Source organism: Acinetobacter sp. Gutcm_16 (assembly GCF_028649355.1).
GTDB lineage: Bacteria > Pseudomonadota > Gammaproteobacteria > Pseudomonadales > Moraxellaceae > Acinetobacter > Acinetobacter johnsonii.
In genome coordinates this window covers 120,730-130,816 of the sequence record NZ_JAQSUV010000031.1, presented here as the reverse complement: position 1 = coordinate 130,816, position 10,087 = coordinate 120,730, and the positions used below count along the sequence as shown (strand labels likewise).

Genomic DNA, 10,087 nt, shown 5'->3' with positions numbered 1-10,087 from the left:
TAAATCTATAAAACCGATTATTAAAATAAAAACAAACTGTTTTATCTATTTTTAGATTTACTCTATGATTCTTCTATCAAATAAATTTATAGACTGCTTTGGAGAGCTTAACAATGTTAGATCAAAATACTTCAGCTCAATTAAAAACACTTCTTGAACGCCTTGAAGGTCCGATTGAATTGGTTGCGACTTTGAATGGTTCTGAAAAATCAGACAAAATCAAAGAATTGGTTGAAGAGGTTGCAGCACTGTCTCCACTGGTGACTGCACGTTTTGATGGTCAAAACTCACGTGCACCCAGCTTTGGTGTAGCAAAAGCCGGTGAAGAGCCGCGTGTCTTCTTTGCGGGTTTACCGATGGGGCATGAGTTTACCTCTTTGATCTTGGCATTGTTACAAACCTCAGGTTATGCACCCAAAGTATCGGATGAAATTTTAGCTTCAATCAAAGGTTTAGGTATCCAGTCTGACTTTGACGTCTTTGTCTCTTTAAGCTGTCATAACTGTCCAGATGTGGTGCAAGCGTTGAACCTGATTGCTATTTACAATCCGGGCACGACAGCAACTATGATTGATGGTGCATTCTTCCAAGACGAAGTTGAAGAACGCAAAATCATGGCTGTACCGATGGTGTTCCAAGATAATAACGATATCGGTCAAGGCCGTATGACCTTGGAAGAGATTGTTGCCAAACTGGATACCAATTCTGCGGCCAAAGAAGCTGAAAAGCTCAATGCCAAAGATGCTTTTGATGTTTTAGTGATTGGTGGTGGTCCTGCAGGAAATACCTCTGCCATTTATGCCGCACGTAAAGGCATTAAAACGGGGATTGTAGCTGAACGTATGGGTGGTCAAGTCATGGATACCATGGACATTGAAAACTATACCTCGATTCAAAAGACTCAAGGGCCTAGGTTTGCTGCTGAAATGGAAGCACATGTACGTGAGTACGGTGTGGACATCATGAACTTACAACGTGTTTCTAACATCAAAGGTGCGGATGAGACAGCAAATGGCTTGGTTGAAGTCACTTTAGAAAATGGTGCGAAACTTGAATCTAAAACAGTGATTCTTTCAACAGGTGCACGTTGGAGAGAAATGAATGTGCCGGGTGAAGCAGAATACCGTACTCGTGGTGTTGCTTACTGCCCACACTGTGATGGTCCACTGTTTAAAGGCAAACGTGTTGCAGTAATTGGTGGGGGTAACTCAGGTGTCGAAGCCGCGATTGATCTTGCTGGGATTGTTGAACATGTGACCTTAGTTGAGTTTGATACCAAACTACGTGCCGACCAAGTGTTGCAAGACAAATTGCATAGCTTGCCTAATACCACAGTGATCCTAAATGCCCTATCAACTGAAGTTGTGGGTGATGGTCAGCAAGTGACAGCATTGAAATATAAAGACCGTGCAACTGATGTAGAACATACGGTAGAGCTTGCAGGAATCTTTGTACAAATTGGTTTATTACCAAACACTGATTTTCTCAAAGAAACAGCGGTTGAGCTTTCAAACCGTGGTGAGATTGTGATTAATGATCGCAATGAAACCAATGTCAAAGGTGTATTTGCCGCAGGTGACTGTACGACAGTGCCTTACAAGCAAATCATCATTGCTACAGGTGAAGGCGCGAAAGCATCTCTGTCTGCTTTTGATTATATTATTCGTTCTGGCGTGTAATCCTCTCAGATGCTTCCTTGCTAAAGGCTTATAGGCAACTCAGCTTATAAGCCTTTTTATCACGCTGTTTTTTATAAAAAATTACATTTTTTTAACAATAATGCAGTCTGCTTTACATTCAAAGTAGATTATATTTTGCCCAACCCCTACTTTTGGGTATAAAACGAAAAGGATATGAAAATGAATAAATTACTTATTTCTTTAGGTCTTGCTGCTGCTGTTGTTTTAGTGGGTTGTTCAAAAGAAAAAGCACCTGAAACAGGTGCAACGACAGGTGAACACCTTGAAAATGCTGCTGAACAAGCAGGTCATGATATTAACAAAGCTGCAAGTGAAGCCGTATCTGACACTCAAAAAGCTGCAGATGAAGCATCGGCTAAAATTGGTGCTGCCGCTGACGAAGCTGCTGCGAAAACTGAAGCTGCTGCTGAAGATGTTAAAAATGCCTCTAAAGAAGCAACCGCTCATGTTGCTGGTGCAGTAGAACAAGGTGCTGCTGATGTGAAAGAAAAAGCGCAATAATATTTCTAAACTCAAAAAAGCCTCCCACTCGGAGGCTTTTTTATGGGCTGTGCTATAGTAGATGAAACGTGCATTATTAAATAAATCATAACTTTAAAATTTGAGGATGATCTATCGTCATGTCCTATTCTCACCATGTTGAACCTCATTTAATTCATCGTACTGGTTGGCTACGTGCAGCGGTTTTGGGGGCCAATGACGGCATCATTTCAGTGACCAGTTTGATTATGGGAATGGCGGCCAGTGGCGCAACCAGCCATACCTTACTCATCACGTGTATTGCAGGGCTCATTTCAGGTGCGAGCTCTATGGCTGCGGGTGAGTATATTTCGGTGAAGTCTCAATCAGATATTGAAGAAGCTGACTTAAAACATGAAGCCCGAGAATTAGATAAAAACCCGCACTTAGAACTTAAAGAACTGACTCAAATTTATATACAACGTGGACTAGAACCCGAGCTAGCACATGAAGTCGCGGTGCAACTCAGCGCACATGATGCACTGTCTGCACATGCACGTGATGAAATAGGCATCCATGAAAATACCAGTGCTAAACCACTTGAAGCCGCGGGCTCTTCTGCCCTCGCCTTTTCACTGGGCGCTCTGTTTCCCATGCTGGCCATTCTCTTAAGCCCTCAAGGCTATCTGACTCAGTCAGTTGCCCTTACAGGCGTACTGTCTTTACTCGGTTTAGGGGCTTTATCAAGCTATTTTTCTGGGACATCTATGTGGACAGGCGCATTTCGTGTGACGCTATGGGGGATTTTTGCGATGCTGTTTGCCAGTTGGATTGGTTCACTATTTAATGTGCATGTTTAACATCAACAACATGATAAGCAATAGCACGCTACCTATTTAAAATGCAAAAAGCCCATGGATTGAATGGGCTTTTTACTATTGAAGCATTACTCATCATCTATTCTAAACTTACACGTTCTTCTCTGAGCCACTACTCAGATGCACTATTACTGATGACTGAGGTTCCATTCTACAGGTGCAACAGCTTATTTTTTAATTAACATGAATTGCTTAACGTCTGTTCTCCTTCCAATAACAGCCCAAAACATCATAGAAAATGATGAGTCAGCGCCTTACTAACATCTCGCTAGATTGTTTTTTCATTCATATAACGCCAGTAGCGTTTAGGAACATATTGCACATGTAGTTTGATATTTGCTCTTGCCTCGATGTTGATACTTTTAAAATAATCTTTCCATAACTGGTCATACAGCAGCTCATCATCATCTAATTCAACACTAAAGGACTGACTGTGTCCGACTTTGTGCGCATGATCAATTTGATCTACATCCATTTCCACCTGATGCACAGCTGTCAAATCAAAATAAATTCCAAAATTTCTTCTTTCATCATAAATCAACCATCTTTGATCTTGATATCGGTTTCTAAAATGCCGTTCTATCAGTGGTAAAACATTAAAATCTGGCTGTACCAAACTTAGAAACAATCCATCCTGACATTTTTTAAAGCGGACAAAAGCTTCCATACGGTGCTTTTCTCTGCCCACTTGTTTGGCCCACTGCGAAACAGCCAATACATCCGCATGCGTATAGTTACGATCTACCGCATGTGTATTTTTAAACACATAGATACAGAAATTAAAAAGATGTTGATGCGCTTGTTCCTGCTCAGACAGAAAGCAATAATAAAAAAATCGTAGACTTTCAGCCGTAATTTTTTGCTTTAACCCTCGCCAAACTCGCTCTGCGTGTTCGTCATTTGAAGCAACCTCAATACACTCATCAAACAAGCTGGCTTGGGAGTTATTAGATGCAAGCTTGACGTCAAAATCTTTAAACTGAAAGCTTCTATATACACAACTCAGTAGTCCAGTCATGCTTTGATCAAAGCGATATATCGACATACTAAAAACCGAAGCCCAGTTGAGGCGAAAGCTGTTTTTGATATTTGGATTGCCCCGATTGCAAAATGTGCTGCCGAATCTGGTTCGCTTGTTGTTCTTTTTTAAACTTTGGCGTATCTGAACAGCGAATAAAATGCTGTGCCCGATTGTAAGCAATGCCCATACGCTTTAGTTGATCGATATGAATCTGCCCAAAACGACGAGCTTGCACAATTTTTTTAGCCGATTGAACACCTATCCCCGGAACACGTAAAATCATACGATAGTCTGCATGTTGAATATCAACAGGGAAATGCTCAGGGTTACGTAGTGCCCAACTTAGCTTCGGGTCAATGTCCAAATCTAAATTCGGATGCTGATCATTCACAATTTCCTGCGCATCAAAACCATAGAAACGCATGAGCCAATCCGACTGATACAGCCGATTTTCTCTTAATAATGGCGGTGCAGAACCCACGACAGGAAGCATTTTTTCCTGTTCATTGATTGGGATATAGCCTGAAAAATACACTCGTTTGAGCTGATACACTTTGTAATGGTGATCTGCCATTAAAATAATATCTTTGTCTGTTTCTTGATGTGCGCCCACCACCATCTGAGTGGTTTGTCCCGCTGGTACAAACTTCGGTACATGCTGAATCACACGCCGCTCATCCGTCAACTGAATTAAGCGATCGCGTACAATGCCTAAGTCCTTTTGTACTTCTGCATGTGATTTCTCAGGTGCAAACTGTTTTAAACCAACTTCCGTTGGCATTTCCAAGTTAATACTCATGCGGTCTACATATAAGCCTGCCTCGGTAATAATTTCTTGGGAGGCACCTGGTATCGTTTTTAGGTGAATATAACCATTAAAATTTTCTTCAAGGCGTAACTTTTTCACCACTTGTAGCATTCGCTCCATAGTGAAATCAGCTGATTTAAAAATACCTGAACTGAGAAATAAACCTTCAATATAATTGCGGCGGTAAAAGTTGATGGTTAAATCCACCACTTCTTGGACAGTAAACGCGGCTCGTTTGACATCGTTAGAGCGTCTAGAAACACAGTACGAACAATCAAAAATACAGACATTTGAAAATAGAATTTTAAGCAATGAAACACAGCGACCATCTTCTGTATAACTATGACAGATACCGTTTCCTGTATTCCCCAAACCTTTGCCTTTGTTTTTACGATTGCCACCACTGGACGAACAGGACACGTCATATTTAGCTGCATCAGCTAAAATCTGTAGCTTTTCACGGATACGATCGGTCATGACGATCCTCGGTAAAATCTAAAAATAAAAGTATAAAAAATTTCAGACTAAAAGCATTACCAATACACATACTCAACGACATGGATTGTCGCTAAAAATCGAAAAATAAACGTGATTGCTTTTAGATATTTTTCGAGAAAATACTGAATATTATTTGCCAATTTTGCAGTGCTTGGGCAAAGTGTCTATATGTAAAAGGAGCAAGTACATGTCTTTATTATTAGAACGTCTTGAAATTAAACATCCTATCTTCCTTGCACCGATGGCTGGTGTTTCTACACCAGAGCTTGCGGCGGAGGTTTCAAATCAAGGCGGGCTAGGCTCACTTGGATTAGGTGCAAACACCGCGGAAGCCGCACGTACCCAGATTCTAAAAACCCAAGCGCTGACTGAACAACCTTTTCAAGTTAATTTTTTCTGTCATCAAAGTGTCGAACTTGATCCAGCTATCGCACAAACATGGATTGATTTTGTAAGGCCTCATTTTGAACAATACGATGCAGAACCACCTACTCAACTGCACTGTATTTATCCTAGCTTTTTGGACAATGATAACTTTTTAAATGTTGTACTTGAAACTCGCCCTAAAGCCGTCAGTTTTCACTTCGGTATTCCCCATCCGCACCAAATACAGGCGCTAAAAGACGCTGGCATTTTAACCATGGTTTCTGCAACCAACTTAGCGGAAGCACGGGCCATTGAAGCAGCAGGGATTGATTTTATTATTGCTCAAGGCATAGAAGCAGGTGGACACCGCGGGATTTTTAATGAACATTTTGATAGCGCAATACGTACGGTCGACCTCGTACAACTTCTGACGCAGCACTGTCGGTGCCCGATTATTGCTGCAGGTGGCATTATGAATGGTACACAGGCTCAACAGATGTTAAGTCTAGGTGCGAGTGCGGTACAGTTGGGAACAGCTTTCGTACAATGTAAAACATCAAATGCCAATGATGCCTACCGTCATGCACTTTTCCATGAGCACATCACACAAATAAGTGCCAGTATTTCAGGTCGCCCTGCTCGCGGTTTACTCGGTCACTGGCATACCCAGATTGATCTACCGAATCGCCCTGCTGTTGCTGCTTATCCGTACTGTTATGATCTAGGGAAACAATTACATGCCGCAGCAACCAAACAAGGCGATCAAGGTTTTGGCGCATTTTGGGCAGGCACGAACGTTTCGCAAATTCGTGCCATGGAAGCACCGGACTTAATTAACCAACTGTTGGTTGAAATGCAACAAGTTAGTTATTAAATCAAGTTATTCACTTAAAGCTCCATACGTGGAGCTTTGTTTATTTGGTTTCCAGCAAATTGACCTGTTCAACTTGTACGTCATTCATGGTTTCACCATGAATGAGTAATTGGTCAAAGTAGGCTGCGACCACTTTAAATTGTTCAGTTGTACTTTCCACTTTGTACATGTTCTGGCGAAACTCATTACTTGAACGTAAACCTTTGGTGTACCAAGCAATATGTTTACGTGCAATTCGGCAGCCAGAATATTCCCCATAAAATGCATACAGTTCGGCAAGATGTCCAAGTAGAACTTCTTTTACTTCTTGAATACTTGGTGCTGCCAAATGTTCACCTGTCTCCAAATAATGTGCGATTTCACGAAAAATCCATGGACGCCCTTGCGCAGCGCGACCAATCATAATTGCATCTGCACCGGTATAATCGAGTACATATTTGGCTTTTTCTGGACTATCAATATCTCCATTCGCAACCACTGGTATACGAATCAGCTGTTTAACCTCCTTAATTAAATCATAACGAGCCGTGTTCAAATACATGTCTTCACGGGTGCGTCCATGTAACGCCAACGCAGCAATACCCGCCTCTTCAGCACGTTTCGCTACACGTAAGATATTTTCATGACCATTTAAGAAACCCAAACGAGTTTTAAGTGTGACAGGTACATCAACTGCAGCAACAACTTCATCCAATATTCGAGCCACCAAGTCTTCATCTTTTAAAAGTGCGGAACCTGCCAGCTTATTACAGACTTTCTTGGCAGGACATCCCATATTGATGTCCACAATTTGAGCACCATTTGAGACCTGATATCGTGCAGCTTCCGCCAACTCTTTGGGATCTGATCCTGCAATTTGCGCTGAAATAGGCGCCAATTCACCATCAAAATTAGCACGATATAAGCTTTTTTTACTCATCCGTAACGTTTGATCTGATGTCATCATTTCACTGACAGCATGCCCTGCACCAAAGTATTTGCACAGAGACCTAAATGGACGGTCAGTTACGCCTGCCATCGGAGCCACAATCAAATTATTTGACAGTTGATACGGACCAATATACATATGAATTCATCACTTTTTCGACCGGCACAGTATACTGCATCTACACTTTCGGCTCATCTTTTATCATCTGCTCTATGACTATGAAGTACTCAAAATATAAAAAAGCCAGACAAACCTAAAAGGCAACCATCAGATAGCCTCTAAATCACATCATTTTTTAAAAAGCATACTTTTTAAGACGTTATCTTTGAAAATGAAGTGGTGAATCAATGCCGCACAGGCATGTAAACCCACGAGTGTAATAAAGAGATTCCCTAAAAATTGATGCGCATCTGCAATATAGTCACTCCCCCAAACAGTGCTTAAAAGCGGTAAATTTAACGATAAAACTTGGAAACTACCAGTAAAACTCGATAATGTCATCCAGCCCGCTATTGGAACGATACATAGGCTTAAGTAAAGGAAAAATCTGACCATTTTAAATAACATTATCTGGTAAGAATTAATTATTTCTGTTTTAGGAATACTTTTTCTATACAGAAAAACAAAACTTAATCTCAAGAAAAATAGGATAAATATTAAAAGTCCACCTGCAACATGAATCTGGCCTTGCCAGTCCGTTATTGTGGGATCACCTGCAGTCAGATACACCATTGCAACTAAAACAAAGGTAATCCAATGCATGATTATTATAGGTTTTGGATAGTTATTCTTCATCGCTTTTCCTAAGTTTTAAATATTTTTATAAAACGGAGCTGTTAAAAAAAGCTTAAACAAAAAATGTAAAGAAAAATAGAATGCTCAGCTTTTTATTAAGGTTAGGCTTGACTTAAACCTTAAAAATCAATAGATCTCTTTCACAACTCAAAAAGCAATCTATTTTAAAAAAAATATAATCAAATATTTAGTTAGGCAACTTTATAGTTAAATTTAAATAATTGATTTAAATCGGTATAAAATGTTCTACCATCTAAATTTAAGTCTACTTCGATTCCAGACTGAAGCAACACACGCTTACCCACTTCAATAGATTTCAATCCATCACGGGTATTTTGCATTTTATTTAGAGGAATTAACGAGACTATAATTTCAGTACCATTTGAAGATTTAGCAATTAATGTATTAAGTTTTTTCAATTTCCACCATTTTTTTTCATATATCCCAACAAGGAATAAATATTTAATTAATAATTTTTAGTCATTAAAAAAGCACTGTTCAGTGCTTTTTTATATTTAATGCTTCTTATAAAGCAACAATATTTACAGCATTTGGGCCTTTTTGACCTTGCTCTATGCTGAATGACACTTGTTGGCCTTCATGCAATGTTTTGAAGCCTGAACTAGCGATTTCGCGAAAGTGAGCAAAAACATCTGGACCAGATTCTTGTTGAATGAAACCAAAGCCTTTAGTTTCATTAAACCATTTAACTGTACCGGTAACTGTAGTAGACATAATATATCCTGCTGAATTTTAATAATTTTAGTCAAAAATAAATGACTAGATATAACTTTGAAAATAATAAAAGTGGAGCTTAAGATCTGAAACAACGGAGGATTATGACTAAAACTGCGATACTTAAAGAAGATTTACTAAACATTACTTTTTTCTAGTTAAGTCAAGTATACATGGAATAAATAAATATTCAAGTTATTTATAGCTGTCATAAATTTTAATTATATTAGGTATTCCCTGCAATGAATTGAATCGTCCTTAAAAATAGAAGTCATAGCATCTAAAAAAGCCTTAGTCGTATGTTGAGCTTTAGAATAGCTTGAGCCAAAACATTGAGGCTAGAGATGAAATTTCAAACGTTTCACATAGGGTGTACTATGGGTTCATTCTGGATAAATAAAATAGCCTTTAAATAAAGTTTTTTTAGGATCAATAATGAATAATAAAGTTAGATTAATCTTTTGCATCGCCCTACTCTCAAATTTGGGAGCATGTGTTGGCAATATGAACCCTACAGGCGGCAATGGTCGGCCTGATTATCCTTATTACATCACGACACAATCAATGATCGTGAAAAAGATCAATGTACCTATAGGCACAAAACTAGAATATGAAGAACAACATTTTAAATCAGGCCAACAAGATTCATTACTGAACGAAAAAAAACTCATCAGAATTTCCTTCCCAGAAGATCAATCAATGAATTGGGCTGGTGTACCCATTGGTTTTATTCACAAATATTTTAACTCAGAAATGAAAGGCTTCAGCGTTTATGCACGTTTCAACCAACTCCCAAGCAATAAGCAGACACGATTTTCTCAACTTTGGCAAAAATGTAGTGATGACTTAGGCATTCGTGTTAAAAATACGGATGATTGGACATTCAATCTCAATAATATCGCCGATATCGATAGTTGTAGTGTGAATTATCAACGATACTTTAAAGATAACCTCCAACAACAACATTATCTTGATCAGCTTTACCAAGAAATGCAAAAAGCAGGAACAGTGAAATAACTCTTGGG

Annotated in this window: 11 protein-coding genes; 5 read left to right on the top strand and 6 right to left on the bottom strand. The window is 39.3% G+C overall.

Features of this window, described 5'->3' with window-relative positions:
- Positions 1–113 precede the first annotated feature (113 nt).
- The 3 genes from ahpF to PTT44_RS09070 all read left to right on the top strand — a co-directional run bounded on the left by ahpF (position 114) and on the right by PTT44_RS09070 (position 3,019).
- The gene (gene ahpF, locus PTT44_RS09080) at positions 114–1,679 is read left to right on the top strand and encodes an alkyl hydroperoxide reductase subunit F (protein ID WP_273795622.1); all 1,566 of its coding nucleotides are present in this window, start codon (positions 114–116) and stop codon (positions 1,677–1,679) included.
- A gap of 180 nt (positions 1,680–1,859) precedes the next feature.
- Entirely contained in the window at positions 1,860–2,201 is a 342-nt protein-coding gene (locus PTT44_RS09075; RefSeq protein ID WP_168159717.1) for a hypothetical protein, read from the top strand.
- A gap of 119 nt (positions 2,202–2,320) precedes the next feature.
- Entirely contained in the window at positions 2,321–3,019 is a 699-nt protein-coding gene (locus PTT44_RS09070; RefSeq protein ID WP_168159718.1) for a VIT1/CCC1 transporter family protein, read from the top strand.
- Between the two features lie 286 nt (positions 3,020–3,305).
- Here PTT44_RS09070 and PTT44_RS09065 read toward each other — a convergent pair whose 3' ends face one another.
- Both PTT44_RS09065 and PTT44_RS09060 read right to left on the bottom strand, forming a co-directional pair.
- Positions 3,306–4,082, bottom strand: a complete 777-nt coding sequence (locus PTT44_RS09065) for a TIGR03915 family putative DNA repair protein (protein ID WP_168159719.1) — start codon at positions 4,080–4,082, stop codon at positions 3,306–3,308.
- A gap of 1 nt (position 4,083) precedes the next feature.
- Complete coding sequence (locus PTT44_RS09060; RefSeq protein ID WP_168159720.1) at positions 4,084–5,343, bottom strand: putative DNA modification/repair radical SAM protein; 1,260 nt, start codon at positions 5,341–5,343, stop codon at positions 4,084–4,086.
- Between the two features lie 208 nt (positions 5,344–5,551).
- Between PTT44_RS09060 and PTT44_RS09055 the strand changes: the two genes are divergently transcribed.
- Positions 5,552–6,604, top strand: a complete 1,053-nt coding sequence (locus PTT44_RS09055) for an NAD(P)H-dependent flavin oxidoreductase (protein ID WP_168159721.1) — start codon at positions 5,552–5,554, stop codon at positions 6,602–6,604.
- A gap of 40 nt (positions 6,605–6,644) precedes the next feature.
- Here the strand turns inward: PTT44_RS09055 and dusB are convergent, their stop codons facing one another.
- From dusB to PTT44_RS09035, 4 genes are all read right to left on the bottom strand, one after another.
- Complete coding sequence (gene dusB, locus PTT44_RS09050) at positions 6,645–7,670, bottom strand: tRNA dihydrouridine synthase DusB (protein WP_168159722.1); 1,026 nt, start codon at positions 7,668–7,670, stop codon at positions 6,645–6,647.
- 150 nt (positions 7,671–7,820) lie between these two features.
- Entirely contained in the window at positions 7,821–8,327 is a 507-nt protein-coding gene (locus PTT44_RS09045) for a cytochrome b (RefSeq protein WP_168159723.1), read from the bottom strand.
- Positions 8,328–8,518: 191 nt separating this feature from the next.
- Positions 8,519–8,746, bottom strand: coding sequence for a hypothetical protein (locus PTT44_RS09040; RefSeq protein ID WP_168159724.1), 228 nt, complete (start codon positions 8,744–8,746; stop codon positions 8,519–8,521).
- A gap of 106 nt (positions 8,747–8,852) precedes the next feature.
- Complete coding sequence (locus PTT44_RS09035; protein ID WP_004693506.1) at positions 8,853–9,062, bottom strand: cold-shock protein; 210 nt, start codon at positions 9,060–9,062, stop codon at positions 8,853–8,855.
- A 435-nt stretch (positions 9,063–9,497) separates the two neighbouring features.
- On the opposite strand from PTT44_RS09035, the gene PTT44_RS09030 reads away from it, so the two are divergent.
- Positions 9,498–10,079 carry a hypothetical protein gene (locus tag PTT44_RS09030; protein WP_168159725.1) on the top strand — a complete coding sequence of 194 codons (582 nt, stop codon included), beginning with the start codon at positions 9,498–9,500 and terminating at the stop codon, positions 10,077–10,079.
- Positions 10,080–10,087: the final 8 nt, after the last annotated feature.